The sequence below is a fragment of the Pseudomonas sp. LS44 genome (genome assembly GCF_024730785.1).
Lineage (GTDB): Bacteria > Pseudomonadota > Gammaproteobacteria > Pseudomonadales > Pseudomonadaceae > Aquipseudomonas.
In genome coordinates this window covers 3,044,953-3,058,611 of sequence record NZ_CP102830.1, presented here as the reverse complement: position 1 = coordinate 3,058,611, position 13,659 = coordinate 3,044,953, and the positions used below count along the sequence as shown (strand labels likewise).

The window sequence follows — 13,659 nt, the reverse complement described above, 5'->3', positions numbered from 1 at the left end:
GCCTAGTCTTTAGCCACCTGCTCCAGGGTATTTTTCATGGCCAACAGGCCCTGTTCAATCATCGCCTCGATGGCCGGCGCCATTTCATTCGGCAACAAGTCGGCAATCCACACTAGGCGACAGCGCTGCGCGCCATCGGCAAAGACCTGCACCGAGGCGTTGTGATGGGAGAGTTGGCCATCGACGACAGCCCAGACTAGGCGCTGATCCGCGTCATTCACGTCGACAATCAGCTCGCGCGCGACCAACCCGTTGGCGAATGTGACGATCCGCACACCACCCTCCAGGTGGCAGTCCGTGACGAAACCGACTACCAGCCGAGTATGCAAGGCGCCGACATCACGAACGGCGTCCCACAGTTGCTCTGCAGAAACATTGAAGGAAACTTCTTTGCGAATGGAGGCCATGGCTAGATACCTGCTGCGATAGCGGAGAGGCTTGACGTCAGATCGGTCGATTACAGCCTAGTAGCCCATGCCGGACTCCCGGCGGGCCGCAGGTCGGAATGAGTGCTCGATGAAGGGGCGGCGTCAGCCGGGCCGGGCAGGGTGGGGCGGTGGGGAGTGACGGGGCCTAACGATTGAGAATGGGGGGGGGGCGCCAGTTGGTTGACCTTCCGCGGCTGACGGATCACGCGTGTGTCTAACGTCAGCTCAAGGGAAGGGTAAGGCGCATCTAGCGCAGCGCCTATTCGGTTGGAGGAAACTCTGGATAGCTGGGAAGCTGATCGGCCACGTGTAACCAAGGCAGGCGCCTGGATTCCCAATAGTGAAAGGTAGGCGGAACCAGGGTTGGATCATCCAGGCTACCGATCGTGATATCGATCAGCCCCGGAATGTACTCCGCCGTGAAGCATATCTGCGTGCCGCAGCGAGAGCAGAAGCCGCGCTGGGCACCGGGCGATGACTCATAGATCGAAGGCGAGCCGGTGAGAAAGGACACCTTTAGCCGTTCATACATTGCCCAAGCAACCGCTGGCGCCGCGTTGGCACGCCGACACATCGAGCAATGACAGAGCGCCGCCATCACCGGCTCACCTTCGATGCGGTAGCGAACCGCTCCGCATTGACAACCACCTTCAACTTCAAGCGTTTGATCGGGCATGGCTCCTCCTAGTGGCGCCTAACGTTTGAAATGAGTGGCGGCCGTAAACAACAATCCGAGCGTGCTACGGATGCCGGCTCGATGGAAAGGTTAGCTTCCTTGCGTACGTTCTCTCGGGATGGAGTACGTGCCCACGGCATGGGCAACGGGTACCTCCATTCCTTCCGAATAAAAGCTACCTTGCCGATCGCCAAGGACTTGCCGACCTTCATGAGTGCGCATACGCCGTTGGCCGAAGGCTTGCGTAGGAAGTTGATGCTCAAGCTGGTGGTCACTGCCAGGGGAACAATGCCGATTTCCCCCAGGATAGCGACATACAAAGCCACATCAGCCACTGCCAATTGCCGACCGACTCGACCGTGCATTTGGTTTGCGGAAGCTCGGTGGCCAGGAAACTTGCGATCTCAGCCTTGGATGGCATACGGCTCTCCAGTGAAATCTTATGTTTATATTCGTGGGTAATGCCACTCGGTGTATGCGGGGCGATTCACACACAGAATACCGTAACAGCCATTATATAGAGATACCTTGCGCTTAAGATGCGTATATCAGCTCTCAGAAGAAATGGTTGGGTCTTGACTGGATTCAGCGGCTAGCTTCAATCGGTCAGCTTTACTAATGTATTTAGACTTACTTTTTGGTGCCAATTTGGCACTAGCTTTTTTGGCATGAGCCTTTAATAGCTGATTTATTTTTTTACGCCGATTCATGTTTTATACTCAACTTGTAAATACTTTAATAATATCAGCTTAAACTATTGAGCCAGATCCTGCCGCGCGCCATTAGTGCATAACGTTAGGTTAAGGGGCGGGCTGCCCGTCCCAGCGAACGAAGTGAGCGATTTGTTAGGCGCTTGCATTGTGACGCTTTGAACTGCCCAAACGGTTGCCAATAACGAGTAGCGCCCAGCTCGCGATAAGAAAGGTTGCGGTGATGCCCAGCGAGTACGCGGCCACGGCACCATAGCCACCGACATTTGCTGGATTGAGGAATGGATACGGGTACCAGCCAGTGCTTGCGCCGCGAACCAAGACGTACACGAGATACGCAGTTGGGAACACCAAGGTAATGAGCATGTGCTTTGGACGCAGCTTGGTGGCTGGGGGTGCTGCCAGCCAATTGAGGACGACAGCCACTGGCATGAGGTAGTGGAGGACGAAGTTGACCCAAGGAAGCAATGCGCCGAGATCTACGTTCCTGAGCAGTATGGCGAAGACGAGACCCACGACGACCATGTTGACGGTCGACGCGTACTTGGCAAGTTCTTGGGAACTGCTTCTGTTCAAGAACACGCTGAGAAGTAGGATCAGAGCGGCGAAGATGTTGGATAGGTTCGTGAAGTAGCTGAAGAAGTTCAGCACGCTGTAGGACGCAGCAACATGAAGGATCAGTTGTTGGCCAATGGCTACTAGCGTAAGCACAGCAAGGATCAGGCGAGTAAGTGTGAGCATAAGCGGCCGAGTGAGTGCCTAACGTTTGGTTAAGGGGCGGGCTTTAGCCCGTCCCGAGTGAGCGAAGCGAACGACTTGAACCACTTGTTAGGCATGCCTACTGTATTGCTTGAGCAGTGAATGAATGCTGCCGGCTTCAAGCATTACCTTGGGTAATGCTTGAATAAATAGGTCTGCCCCTTCGTAGAATGAGGCGGCCACCTTCATGGTTTCCATTGCGTCTAAATTGGTAATTGTTTCATATTGGAGCATTGCGTCAGCATCTCTGTGTGCAATTGTGGCATGCCTAGCGTGCGCCAATAGTTGTTTTGCTTTGGAGTGTGCCTTGTTGATTTTTCGAAATGCCTCTGTCATTTCCTCTCTTAGCTCTTGGCTAATGCTCGCAGCCTCATATGCTTCTCGTAGCTTATTTGCGGGCGCAACCTTAGCCATGTCCCACTCATGTATGACTAACAACATGATGCGCAAAGAGAGATTTCTTTTCCATGCGTCGGGGTGAGATAGGGCATCTACCTTAACAGCTTGAATGTCTTTCTCTGCAATAAGAAAGAAAAGAGAGAGATTGAAGAATACTTTCAGCGACTCAAATTTGCTTGCATTTAGCTTCTTGAGTTCTTTAATTGTGGTATCTAGTGCTGATGTTAATGCAGCTGATCGCTTTCTTTCCTGATATGTAAGTTTTGCGCGGAGATATACTCTTAGAGTACTTTCGACGTAAGGTCGGGAGATTCGGATTGCTTTTATCGCAAACCATCGATTTATAACCGGTTGTGGCTGCTCTAGTAGCTTTCTCTTTTGTTTTCTAGGCACCATTTTCTCTTTTGCCTAACGATTAAGCTAAGGGGCCGCGGAACGCGGTCCCAGCGAACGAAGTGAGCGATTTGAGCGCATTGTTAGGTGACTCACCGGCACACCCCTTTACCTTTCTTGGTTTATTTCAAAGCGTGTGTTGCACGCAGCACACTCATAAGTATGTGTGTGCTCTGAAACTGTACCATCGCGCCGAACATAAGCTCTTGAACGCATTTCATTTCTTGGGATATTTCGAAGATTGCCTTGGCAGATTGGGCAGAACTGAATATCAGGTTGCGGTCCTGGCAGATTGGCCACTGAGTTCTCCTTGTGTGTTACCTAACGCCTGAATTAAGCCGACCCGCGAAGCGGGTTCGGCTTGAATGAATTGTTAGGCGCCACCCTGCGACGCCGGCACACGATGGTCAGCCGATGTAAGAAAAAACTGCGAAATCGAAGCCATTGAACTGGAACTCGGCGACCTCATGCATTCCCATACGGGCATGCGCTCTTAGCGATGCCTCGTTATCGCGGCGTATAAACAAGATGCCTTCACGGCCTGGCTCCAAGGCTCGCAGTTCTTTGAACATAGCTTGCGCCATTCCCTTTCCGCGCTCCTCTGCGCCGACGCAGATGGGGCCATAGACATAGGCATTTGGCGCACCTTGGTATGCAGTGAACATTGCCTGGACTATAGGCAGATCGGCGTTCATTGCCCTCGTAGTCGTCATGAGAAAGCCGGTAACAAGTCCGTCGCGCCGCGCGACGATCAGCGGCATGTCACGCATCATTGAGGCCACTCTGGAACGCGACAGACTCGCCGACAGGGCGCCGCCCCGGTCGATCTGATTTTCCGCTTGAAGCTCAAGAATCCCGTCAAGGTCGGCGGCCGTCGCCTTGCCCACAATTGCCCGAGCGTCCGTCATTTAGGTGTGACTCCTAGTTGCTTTGAATCAAGGCCGAGTCGCCTCGCAAGTGTGCTTGTGGCGCCTAACGTCTGAGTTAAGCTGCGCCGCAGAGCGGCGTCGGCTTGGACGAATTGTTAGGTCCACTGCTACGTCGGGACGCGAACCATGAAGTTAGTTACACCTGCTAGAAGCTGTTCTACTTGTTCAGCGGTATAAGCGTTGTAGTTTCCATGTGCGGCGTTGTTTCGCAAATCCAGCCAGGCCGTAATTTGCTTCTGATCGAGCTTCGAGTATGCAGTCGAAGCGGTCAGTTTAGCATTGAGACGATCAGCCTTTTTGGGCACTTGCTTACCATTCTTCTGTTCATCGATCGGTATCGCGTGCTTGTTGCACAGTTGCCGAAAGTGTTCTTCGAGAACGCTTCCACCCATGACCGCAGCAGGATCCTTGTAGCCGGACTCGAGTAGATGCTCCGCCATTTCGAGAAAATCGGCGAAAACCTCCGCGGCAACCAAGCCTCGAACAGTAAACAACCAGCCGCCGGCGATCTCATCGCGAATAGTTTGGACGATGGCTAGCCCATTCTCCGCGTTGTAGAACCAGCTGTCATTAGTGCTGATTTCAAACTCTGCGAAATGCGGATGGTCGCGGCTGTAGACGCGATCGATAAACGAGAGTGCCGCTGCGCGGAAACCTTTCATCGGGGCGCTTTCAACCGCGTCTGATCCATATCCCGAAGAATGTCGCGTGGCAACTACCTGTTGCCCCATGACTATTAGCTGGTCAGCTCGCGCAACGATTGCATCAAGGCTCATTGAAATTCCCCATGTGGGCCTAACGATTAAGCTAAGGGGCCGGCTTTAGCCGGTCCCAGCGAACGAAGTGAGCGCTTTGAGCGCATTGTTAGGTGCCTAACTTTGGGTGCCAAGAAATATGGATACTCCTAGCACTAATAGGAATATAGCAATATACCTAATTCGAACGGCACCAACAGACCAAAAAAGGAAAAAATGGCCTAGCATGCAGGACAGTTGAAACATAACACCGTACATCCCAGCATCTGTGCCGGGAGTGATCATTGACATCAGAAACGATATTGCCGGATAGGCGGTGAGTAGCATTAAGAAAAGCAGGTTGAACGTAAATCGTTGCTTTCTTGTAAATCGCTGAAATACACCGATTTCTAGATTTTTCACTGATTCCATGTAAGCACCTAACGTTCAGGTTAAGGGGCCGCGGAACGCGGTCCCGAGCGAGCGCAGCGAGCGGCCTTGAACCGCTAGTTAGGCGAAGATGCCCGGGCCGACGAGTTGTTGATTGCGGCACGATGGCCGAGCCGCTGCGAACTTTCAAGCACGTACTGCATAGCAGGAAAACACTTGTGCACGGCGCGTGTGCGCCAGCCAGGGCGGCGACGGGGCGATAGCCCGCACGACGATCACGGCGAGTTTGCCGGCCGCGCGGTAGATGCGGAATAAATACTGAGAGTGCGGTGACTAACCCAACTTCCATGTTTTGCACCGAGTCCAAAAGTTACTGACGCCTAACTATAAATAGACACCAATTGGTGCAATAACGCTTTCACGGGTTTGGCGGATAACATTCCTTGTCCTATTCACTAACCCCATCTAGGCTGCGTGTCGTAGCGGTCGGGTGACTGTATAAGGGAGTTATACACCATGGATGGAAAGCCTAAGCTGCTCGATCAAGTGCGGGAGCAGATTCGTTTGAAACACTACTCGATTCGCACGGAGCGAGTCTATTGCGAGTGGGTCAAGCGATTCATTCGATTTCATAAATATCGTCATCCTGTCGAAATGGAGGCGATTGAGGTAGAGGCGTTTCTTTCCGATCTCGCCATTCGTGGCAATGTGTCTGCGTCGACGCAAAATCAGGCACTGGCTGCATTGATGTTTCTTTATAAACAAGTCCTGAAGCTCAACTTGCCCTGGCTCGGTGAGGTCGTGAGGGCCAAGAAACCTGTGCGCTTGCCTGTGGTGCTGAGTGTTGGCGAAGTACAACAGGTGTTATCGCAGTTGCAGGGCGAACTGTGGTTGATTGCGAGTTTGTTGTATGGCTCAGGCATGCGGTTGATGGAGGTAATGCGGTTACGGGTTAAAGATGTCGACTTCTCCCGGCAGGAGATCTTGATTCGTGACGGGAAGGGTATGAAAGATCGGGTAACCGTATTGCCAGAACGTCTGCAGCCCGCATTGAAGCAACATTTGGCGGTGATCAAAGCTACTCATCAGGTGGAGCTACAGGCGGGGCGCGGAGACGTGTATTTGCCGTTCGCATTGGAGCGCAAATATCCAAAAGCTCCGTGGGAGTGGGCTTGGCAGTATGTGTTTCCAGCGTCGGGGCTATCGCTCGATCCACGCAGTGGCAAGACTCGCCGTCATCACGTGGACGAGAAGAGGGTGCAGCGAGCATTCAAGGCTGCGGTCGGGGCGGCGGGCATCGAGAAGTTGGCAACCCCGCATACGCTGCGTCACTGCTTTGCCACTCATTTGCTGGAGCGGGGTCAGGACATCCGTACGGTGCAGGAACTGCTGGGGCACGCCGATGTTAAAACGACCATGATCTATACCCATGTGCTCAATCGCGGCGGCTTGGGTGTCCGAAGTCCGCTGGATCACTGAGGGATGTTTGCGCCTGATGGGATCGGTGCGGATAAGTCGCAGAGCAACGCGTATTTCGGATATATAGCTTCTATATTCATTCAGACACGCCTTCCTCCCTTGTGTAGCCGACTCGGCCGGAGCAGGATGCGCCGACTATTTTCAGGACAGGAATGAGCCTTGATGTCGAATGCCGCCGTAGGCACCGCTGAGCAACACTCCGAAACCCATGCACGTTCTGGCGTTGGCCTGTTGGTGGCCGCCGTCGGGGTGGTGTATGGCGATATCGGCACCAGCCCGCTGTACACCATGAAGGAAGTGTTCATTGGCGGTTATGGCGTGCCGGTGAGCCATGACGGCATCCTCGGCGTGCTCTCGCTGATCTTCTGGTCGCTGATCTGGGTGGTGTCGATCAAGTACGTGCTGTTCGTGATGCGCGCCGACAACCAGGGCGAGGGCGGGGTGATGGCGCTGACCACTCTGGCTTTGCGCGCCGCCCAGGAGTACCCACGGCTACGCACGGTGCTGGTGATCTTCGGCCTGATCGGCGCGGCGCTGTTCTATGGCGACAGCATGATCACCCCGGCGATTTCCGTACTGTCGGCGGTCGAGGGCCTGGAGATCGCCTTCGACGGCATCGAGCACTGGGTGGTACCGCTATCGCTGATCGTGCTGGTCGGCCTGTTCCTGATCCAGAAGCACGGCACCGAGCGGATCGGCACGCTGTTCGGTCCGGTGATGGTGTTGTGGTTCCTGGCCCTGGCGGCATTGGGGCTGTATGGCATCTGGCAACAGCCTGAAGTGCTGAAGGCGGTGAACCCGGTGTGGGCGGTGAACTTTTTCATCGCCCATCCGGGTATTGGCGTGGCGATTCTCGGTGCCGTGGTGCTGGCGCTGACCGGCGCCGAGGCGCTGTATGCCGACATGGGCCACTTCGGCCGTAAACCGATCGCCCGCGCCTGGTTCATTCTGGTGCTGCCGGCGCTGCTGCTGAACTACTTCGGCCAGGGCGCGATGATCCTGGTCAACCCCGAGGCCGCGCGCAATCCGTTCTACCTGCTGGCGCCGGACTGGGCGCTGCTGCCGCTGGTGGGGCTGGCGACCATGGCCACGGTGATCGCCTCCCAGGCGGTGATCTCCGGGGCCTTCTCGCTGACCCAGCAGGCCATCCAGCTCGGCTATGTGCCGCGGATGGTCATCCAGCACACCTCGCGGCACGAGCAGGGACAGATCTATATCGCCGCGGTGAACTGGGCGCTGATGATCGCGGTGGTCCTGCTGGTGCTCGGTTTCGAGTCGTCCGGCGCACTGGCTGCGGCCTACGGGGTGGCGGTGACCGGCACCATGCTGTGCACCACGGTGCTGATGGGCGTGGTGATGCTGCTGCTGTGGAAATGGCCGCCGCTGCTGGCGGTGCCGCTGGTGCTCGGTTTCCTCGTGGTCGATAGCCTGTTCTTCGCCGCCAATCTGCCCAAGGTCGTCCAGGGCGGGGCGTTCCCGGTGCTGGCGGGGATCGCGCTGTTCATCCTGATGACCACCTGGAAGCGCGGCCGTCAGCTGCTGGTGGAGCATCTCGACGAAGTGGCGCTGTCGCTGCCAATCTTCATCGGCAGCCTGCGCAGCGATCCGCCGCACCGGGTCAAGGGCACGGCGGTGTTTCTTTCCGCGCGGCCGGATGCGGTGCCGCATGCCTTGCTGCATAACCTCCTGCATAACCAGGTGCTGCACGAGCAGGTGGTGCTGCTCACGGTGATCAGCCAGGACACGCCGCGGGTGGCGGAGGATCGGCGGTTTGCGGTGGACGCCTATGGCGATGGGTTCTTCCGGGTGACGCTGTACTTCGGCTTCATGGAAGAGCCCGACGTTCCCGCCGCGCTCGGCCTCTGCCACCTCAGCGAGCTGGACTTCAGCCCGATGCGCACCACCTATTTCCTCAGTCGGGAAACCATCATTCCGTCGAAAGTGGTCGGGATGGCGCGCTGGCGCGAGGTGTTGTTCGCCTTCCTGCTGAAGAACGCCAACGGCAATCTGCGCTACTTCAATCTGCCGTTGAACCGGGTGATCGAGCTGGGAACCCAGGTCGAAATCTAATTTTCGAAGCAGTCAGTCCACGGCGCGATTCCACACGGAATTCGCGCCGTTTTCTTTTCTGCGGAAGGCTCAGCTGCGCTTGGGCAGCATGCGGGTGAGCGTGTTGTCACGGCTGATGAAGTGGTGGAACAGCCCGGCTGCGGCGTGCAGGCCGATCAGCCAGTAGCCGATGGTGCCGGCCAGTTCATGCAGCTCCTTGATCTGCTCGGCCAACGGCGGATTCTTGCCGATCAGGGCCGGCAATTGCAGGCCGAAGAAGGGGATGGGCTTGGCGGCGGCACTGAGGATCAGCCAGCCGGCCAGCGGTGCGCCGATCATCAGGGCGTACAGGGCCAGATGCATGACTGTTGCCAGGCCATTCTGCCAGCCTGGCAAGGCCGGTTCGATGCGGGGGTTGGGCGCGATCAGGCGTGCGAACAAGCGCAGCCAGACCAACGCAAAAACGCTCAAGCCGAGCATGAAGTGCCATTGCTTGAGCAGCTCGCGGGTTTCGCTGCCTTTGGGGAAGTTGCCCTTCAGTTCGATGCAGGCATACACGCCGGCGATCAGCACGAGCATCAGCCAGTGCAGGGCGATGGACAGGCTCCCATAGCGGGAGGAGGTATTTTTCCAGCTCATCACGGCTCCTTTATTTCCGCTCTATCGGGCGGGTACTTGCCGAGCTTAACCGCTGACGCCGGAGTTTTCCTGGTTGACCTGAGCGGGGGTAGAGTCGCCTTGGCGTTGCCGTACGGCTTGTAGCAGGCGTTCAGCAAGGGCTGGGTAGTTCTCGTCGAAGTGGTGGCCGCCGGGCAGCTGCAAGCGTTCGCCCTCCGCGTCCGGCTGCGTGCAGCCGCTTTCCTCGGCTTCCTTCGCACCGTATACGCACAGCACTTTGGCGGTCGGTAGTTTGTTCAGTTCTGGCCCGGTACTGGCCTCTTGGCCGGCCTTGCCGAGCCAGCCCTGCACTTCGATCTCAAAGCTGCCGCTGCGCGCCAGGGCGAGCAGCAGAAGGGCGTCTACTTGCTGCTGATCGGCGGCCGGCAGTTGGTTGTAGAACGCCGGCAGTACATCGGCGCCGAACGAATAACCGGCCAGCACGAAGCGCTTGGCGCCCCACTGTTCGCGGTAGGTTTTCATCAGCTGGCTGATATCGGCGGCGCCTTGAACGGGGCTTTTGTGCTGCCAGAAGTAACGCAGCGCATCGATGCCCACCACCGAGTAGCCCCGCTGGGCCATTTGTTCTGCCACACCGCGATCCAGATCGCGCCAGCCACCATCGCCGGAATAGAACAGGGTGACGGTTTCCACCGGTTTGTTGGCCGGCACCTCGATCACCGGTAGAGCCTCGCCTGCGCCTTGCAGTAAGGCCTGCGACTGCTGGGCAAGCAGCTGCGGCAGCGTCGTGTCGTAATCGCTGATGCGGGTGCTGGCGTTGTTCTGATTGCGGGCGAAGGCGGCGCTGGCGGCGTCGGGGTTGTCGTTCCAGGCGATGCTCCAGTGGCCGTGCGCGGCTTGCTGCGGCAGCGCCGTGGGGCAATCGGGGTGTTGCAGGTCGAAGTCGATGGACAGGGCGTTTGCCTGGTCGCTGGTCTGGCCGGCGAGCCAGCGCCAGGCGAATGCCGCGCCCGGGCCGATCCCGGCAATTAACTGCGGCGCGCCGCCCAGCACGCGGCTGGCGGCTTGCAGACGGTGCTGTTGTGCAGGGCAATCGTTGGCCGGCAACTCGATCTGCAATAGACGCGCATTGCCGCGTTCGGCCAGCGCGAGCAGTTCGACATCGCTCAGCTGTTGCGCACCATTCACCGCCAGGAGCACTCGGGTCTTCGGTGCGTTGGCCGGCGTGGCGAGAGTCGCCGTGCTGCCGTCGGGCAATTTTTGCTGGGCGATCCGTGCGTGGGTGGTCGGGCGGCTCCAGAGCAGTAGGGCGGCGCCCAGGATAAGCACGATGAGGATAACCAGCAGATGTCGCCAATTGTGTTTGAGCATGGGAGCCTCAGCGTTTGACCAGGCCAGTCAGGCCGCCGGCGATCAACGCGGCGGTGTCGGCCAGCGCCACCAGTGGATCAAGCCCGGCGGGAACGGTCATGTAGCGCGGTTCCCAGGTCGGCTGGAACTTGTCCTTGAAGCGGCGCAGGCCCTGGAAATTGTAGAGCTGCTCGCCGCGGCGGAACACCAATGAGCCAAGACGCTGGGTCAGCGGTGCGCCGCGCCGTGGTTGCAGGCCGGAGAGCGGCACCATGCCCAGGCTGAAACGCGCATAGCCTTGCGTCTTGAAGTTTAGAATCAGGCCGAGCATGAGAAATTCCATGGTCAGTTTCGGCGCCTCAGGGTGCGCGCGCATCAGGTCGAGGCTGGCGAGCTCCAGGCTGTCAGTCTCCAGCAAATTGGCGAACGCCACGGCACGTCCCTCGAAGCGCACTACGGCGATGCGGAAGTGCTGCAGGTAGTCGGGGTTGAAACGACCCAGGGAAAAGCCTTTCTCGCGAACGTTTTTGCCGGTCAGCCAGGCGTCCGAGATGGCTTGCAGTTCGTCTAGCGGCGCTTGGCCGGCGGCGTGGATTTCCAGCGCCAAACCGTCGCGCTGGCCACGGTTCCAAGTGTAGCGCAGGTCTTTCATCTCCTTGCCCTTGGCTTCCAGGTCGAAGCGCTTGAGGTCGACGCGGGCTTCCTCACCGAGCTTCACAGCGCTGAGGCCGATGTCCATGTAGAACGGCAGGTTCTCCGCGCGCACCTGGTAGAACACCGGGCGGGCATGATGCAGGTCGCACAGATCACGGAACTGCCAGATCAGTTCGGCGCGCTGCAAGGCCGGGCCGATCGGATCGTACAGCGCAATCATGCTGCGCCCGCGGCGCGCGTACATGAGAAAGGCATCTTCGCCTTGCTCGCCACGATGAAATAGCAGGGCCTTGTCGCCGGTGAGCGCCAGGCCGCCGCCCGGCTGATCGGAAGCTTTGAGGATGCTGGCAGCGCGCGCCAGTTGTTCGCAGTTCGGGACGGCGATGGTGGGAGGCGCGGCGCGCAGCAGCCAGGTCAGCGCCAGCACCGCCAACAGCACGGCGCTGCCCAATGCGGCGCGCAAGGCGCGCGGTGCGTCGGCATCCAAAGCGAACTGCCACCACAGTTCATGGTTGTACGGCACATCCTGATAGGCGAACAGCAGCAGCCATACCGATGCGGCCAACACGCAGAGACTGGCGCCTACGTACAGCCAGGAGAAGGGCAGTTCCAGCAAGCGGCTAGGCCGGTAGAACGAGCCGCGGAACAGCGCTAGCAGTGAGGCGGTGAGTGTCAGCAGGCTGGCTTCTTCCCAATCGAAGCCTTTCAGCAGCGACAGCAGGGCGCCCACCAACAGCAGAATCAGCGTCAGCGCCCAGGCGGCAGAAAGGCGCCGGCGCAGGCCTTGGGCGAGTAACAGGCAGAGCACGCCGATCAGGCTAGCGCCAAGGTGCGAGGCATCGATCAAGCGATGCGGAATCAGGAAGCCGATGTGTTCGAGGCGCGTATCGATCGAAGGCGTGGCACCGGAAAACAGCAGCACCATGCCGGAGAGGAATACCAGCAACGACAGCACGGGGGCGCCCAAGCCAGACGCCACACGGAGCGGCGCCGCCATGAAGCGTCGCGCCTCGACCAGCAGGAGTAACAGACATGCCAGCAGCATCGGCGCCAGCACGTAGATCAGTCGATACAACAGCAAGGCGGCGGCGAGGGGCGCAGCGCCAATCTGCGAACCGAACGCGGCGAGGATGATCGCCTCGAACACCCCGACGCCGCCGGGCACATGACTGAGCTCGCCAGCCGCCAATGCCAGTAGATAGATCAGCATGAACACGCCAAATGCCGGCGCGGTCGGCAGCAGTAGGTAGAGCACGGTGGCCGCGGCGGCGACGTCCAGGGCGGTGATCAGCAGCTGCAGGGTGGTGAGTTTCCAGCCAGGGAGGCGAAAGCTGTGGCGGCCGAAAGCCACCATCAGGTTTTTCGCCATCGGTTGTTCGGCAAGTCGATGGCGCCAGATCACCCACGCCAGCGCGATATAGAGAATCACCACCGCCCCGGCGGTGGCGGCCAACAGCGGGCGGGATAGGTGCAGCGCGTTGGCTGCATCAGATAAATCGCTGAGCGTCGCCAGCGCCGCCAACAGCGGTAGCGCGCAGCCCAGCGACAGACTGGCGAACAGCGTCATTCGCGTTACGTCGCCGGCGCCCAAGCCATGCCGGGCATACAGGCGATAACGCACCGAGCCGCCGGACAGCCACGACAAACCCACCGCATTGCCGATTGCGAATGCGTTGAAACCACCGAACGCCAGCGCGCCCACTGGCAACTGGACATCTGCGTAGCGACTCGCCGACCACTCGTACCCGAGCAGAATCAGGAAGCCAACAATGGTTGCCAGCAGCGCCCCGATCAGCGCGCGTGCTGGGATGTTTAGCAATGACTCACGTAACGCATCGGGATCGAGTTCGTCGAGCAGATGTCGGCAAGCGATCAGCGCCATCACGAAGAGCAGCAGCGTGACGGCTAGGCCGATGGGTTGACGGTAAGTGCTGATGCGCTCGAACCAGCGTAGCCGTGTGGGATGAACAGGGGAGGCGGGAGCGGCGTGAGGCGGGGAGGGCGGAGCGCGCATAAATAACCTCAGTGATGGTGCGCCACAGAGTGGGGGCGAAACATCCAGTTACCAATAGCGAGATGCAAATAAAACTG

12 protein-coding genes and 1 pseudogene are annotated in these 13,659 nt (G+C 58.4%); 2 read left to right on the top strand and 11 right to left on the bottom strand.

Annotated elements, in window-relative coordinates; all coding sequences use genetic code 11:
- Positions 1-2 precede the first annotated feature (2 nt).
- The 8 genes and pseudogenes from NVV93_RS13645 to NVV93_RS13615 all read right to left on the bottom strand — a co-directional run bounded on the left by NVV93_RS13645 (position 3) and on the right by NVV93_RS13615 (position 5,070).
- Positions 3-407, bottom strand: a complete 405-nt coding sequence (locus NVV93_RS13645; protein ID WP_258251179.1) for an SRPBCC family protein — start codon at positions 405-407, stop codon at positions 3-5.
- Between the two features lie 280 nt (positions 408-687).
- On the bottom strand, positions 688-1,104 hold the full coding sequence (locus NVV93_RS13640; RefSeq protein WP_258251178.1) for a GFA family protein: 417 nt from the start codon (positions 1,102-1,104) through the stop codon (positions 688-690).
- A 90-nt stretch (positions 1,105-1,194) separates the two neighbouring features.
- Positions 1,195-1,525: pseudogene (locus tag NVV93_RS20100) on the bottom strand (PaaI family thioesterase).
- Between the two features lie 127 nt (positions 1,526-1,652).
- The gene (locus NVV93_RS13635) at positions 1,653-1,814 is read right to left on the bottom strand and encodes a DUF2986 domain-containing protein (protein WP_258251177.1); all 162 of its coding nucleotides are present in this window, start codon (positions 1,812-1,814) and stop codon (positions 1,653-1,655) included.
- 135 nt (positions 1,815-1,949) lie between these two features.
- Complete coding sequence (locus tag NVV93_RS13630; RefSeq protein ID WP_258251176.1) at positions 1,950-2,555, bottom strand: Pr6Pr family membrane protein; 606 nt, start codon at positions 2,553-2,555, stop codon at positions 1,950-1,952.
- Positions 2,556-2,642: 87 nt separating this feature from the next.
- On the bottom strand, positions 2,643-3,365 hold the full coding sequence (locus NVV93_RS13625; protein WP_258251175.1) for a hypothetical protein: 723 nt from the start codon (positions 3,363-3,365) through the stop codon (positions 2,643-2,645).
- A 407-nt stretch (positions 3,366-3,772) separates the two neighbouring features.
- Entirely contained in the window at positions 3,773-4,273 is a 501-nt protein-coding gene (locus tag NVV93_RS13620) for a GNAT family N-acetyltransferase (protein ID WP_258251174.1), read from the bottom strand.
- A gap of 128 nt (positions 4,274-4,401) precedes the next feature.
- Complete coding sequence (locus NVV93_RS13615; protein WP_258251173.1) at positions 4,402-5,070, bottom strand: HEPN domain-containing protein; 669 nt, start codon at positions 5,068-5,070, stop codon at positions 4,402-4,404.
- Positions 5,071-5,934: 864 nt separating this feature from the next.
- On the opposite strand from NVV93_RS13615, the gene NVV93_RS13610 reads away from it, so the two are divergent.
- Positions 5,935-6,897: an integron integrase gene (locus NVV93_RS13610; RefSeq protein WP_258251172.1), complete on the top strand. Its 963-nt coding sequence runs from the start codon at positions 5,935-5,937 to the stop codon at positions 6,895-6,897.
- A 162-nt stretch (positions 6,898-7,059) separates the two neighbouring features.
- The gene (locus NVV93_RS13605) at positions 7,060-8,967 is read left to right on the top strand and encodes a potassium transporter Kup (RefSeq protein ID WP_258251171.1); all 1,908 of its coding nucleotides are present in this window, start codon (positions 7,060-7,062) and stop codon (positions 8,965-8,967) included.
- Between the two features lie 69 nt (positions 8,968-9,036).
- Here NVV93_RS13605 and NVV93_RS13600 read toward each other — a convergent pair whose 3' ends face one another.
- Genes NVV93_RS13600 through mprF form a run of 3 tightly spaced genes read right to left on the bottom strand, consistent with a single transcriptional unit; the run spans position 9,037 to position 13,582 of the window.
- Positions 9,037-9,585, bottom strand: a complete 549-nt coding sequence (locus NVV93_RS13600) for a cytochrome b (RefSeq protein WP_258251170.1) — start codon at positions 9,583-9,585, stop codon at positions 9,037-9,039.
- Between the two features lie 45 nt (positions 9,586-9,630).
- Positions 9,631-10,935 carry a virulence factor family protein gene (locus NVV93_RS13595; protein ID WP_258251169.1) on the bottom strand — a complete coding sequence of 435 codons (1,305 nt, stop codon included), beginning with the start codon at positions 10,933-10,935 and terminating at the stop codon, positions 9,631-9,633.
- A gap of 7 nt (positions 10,936-10,942) precedes the next feature.
- Positions 10,943-13,582, bottom strand: coding sequence for a bifunctional lysylphosphatidylglycerol flippase/synthetase MprF (gene mprF, locus NVV93_RS13590; protein WP_258251168.1), 2,640 nt, complete (start codon positions 13,580-13,582; stop codon positions 10,943-10,945).
- Positions 13,583-13,659 lie beyond the last annotated feature (77 nt).

What these genes read in the sequence shown, in the direction of transcription:
- NVV93_RS13610 (WP_258251172.1), top strand. Translation starts at nt 5,935, where the DNA reads ATGGATGGAAAGCCTAAGCTGCTCGATCAAGTGCGGGAGCAGATTCGT.
- NVV93_RS13630 (WP_258251176.1), bottom strand. Translation starts at nt 2,555, where the DNA reads ATGCTCACACTTACTCGCCTGATCCTTGCTGTGCTTACGCTAGTAGCC.
- NVV93_RS13615 (WP_258251173.1), bottom strand. Translation starts at nt 5,070, where the DNA reads ATGAGCCTTGATGCAATCGTTGCGCGAGCTGACCAGCTAATAGTCATG.
- NVV93_RS13605 (WP_258251171.1), top strand. Translation starts at nt 7,060, where the DNA reads ATGTCGAATGCCGCCGTAGGCACCGCTGAGCAACACTCCGAAACCCAT.
- NVV93_RS13640 (WP_258251178.1), bottom strand. Translation starts at nt 1,104, where the DNA reads ATGCCCGATCAAACGCTTGAAGTTGAAGGTGGTTGTCAATGCGGAGCG.
- NVV93_RS13620 (WP_258251174.1), bottom strand. Translation starts at nt 4,273, where the DNA reads ATGACGGACGCTCGGGCAATTGTGGGCAAGGCGACGGCCGCCGACCTT.
- NVV93_RS13600 (WP_258251170.1), bottom strand. Translation starts at nt 9,585, where the DNA reads ATGAGCTGGAAAAATACCTCCTCCCGCTATGGGAGCCTGTCCATCGCC.
- NVV93_RS13645 (WP_258251179.1), bottom strand. Translation starts at nt 407, where the DNA reads ATGGCCTCCATTCGCAAAGAAGTTTCCTTCAATGTTTCTGCAGAGCAA.
- mprF (WP_258251168.1), bottom strand. Translation starts at nt 13,582, where the DNA reads ATGCGCGCTCCGCCCTCCCCGCCTCACGCCGCTCCCGCCTCCCCTGTT.
- NVV93_RS13635 (WP_258251177.1), bottom strand. Translation starts at nt 1,814, where the DNA reads ATGAATCGGCGTAAAAAAATAAATCAGCTATTAAAGGCTCATGCCAAA.
- NVV93_RS13595 (WP_258251169.1), bottom strand. Translation starts at nt 10,935, where the DNA reads ATGCTCAAACACAATTGGCGACATCTGCTGGTTATCCTCATCGTGCTT.